The sequence below is a fragment of the Microbacterium testaceum genome (assembly GCF_001476655.1).
In the GTDB taxonomy this organism is placed as follows: Bacteria; Actinomycetota; Actinomycetes; order Actinomycetales; family Microbacteriaceae; genus Microbacterium; species Microbacterium testaceum_C.
The window spans coordinates 1-540 of sequence record NZ_LDRT01000282.1 but is presented as its reverse complement, the minus strand read 5'-3'; the positions used below and the strand labels follow the sequence as shown (position 1 = coordinate 540).

Sequence of the window (540 nt, the reverse complement as noted above, 5' to 3'; positions counted from 1 at the left end):
CGCCGGGTGCGTCCTTGGCCATCACCACATAGGCGAAGAAGACGAGGGTCAGCGGCAGGCAGGCCAGGCCGAGGACGGCGTTCCAGCCGAACAGCTTGGCCAGCGCCGGTGCGAACAGTGCTGCCAGCACCGTGCCCGAATTGCCCATGCCGGCGAGCCCCATCGCCTTGCCCTGATGCTCGGGCGGATACCAGCGGCTGGCGAGCGGCAGCGCGATCGCGAAGCTCGCCCCCGCAAAGCCCAGGATGACGCCCAGCGCCAGCGTGCCGCCGAAGCTGTTCACCCCCAACACCCAGGCGGAAAAGAGGCCGCCGATGACGATCAACTGGCTGATCGCGCCCGCGCGCTTCGGCCCGATGCGGTCGACCAGCAGGCCGTTGACGACGCGCAGGATCGCGCCCGCCAGCGTCGGTACCGCGACCATCACGCCCTTTTGCGCAGGGGTGAGGCCCAGCGTGGCGGAAATCTGCGGGGCGAGGGGGCCGAGCAGGACCCAGACCATGAAGGCCAGATCGAAGTACAGGAATGCCGCGATCAGGG

At 69.3% G+C, this 540-nt stretch carries 1 protein-coding gene; it reads right to left on the bottom strand.

Translation table 11 applies throughout. The features are described from left to right. Positions 1-540, bottom strand: a 540-nt coding sequence (locus NS220_RS19020; protein ID WP_153004395.1) for an MFS transporter, incomplete at both ends; no start/stop codon positions are given.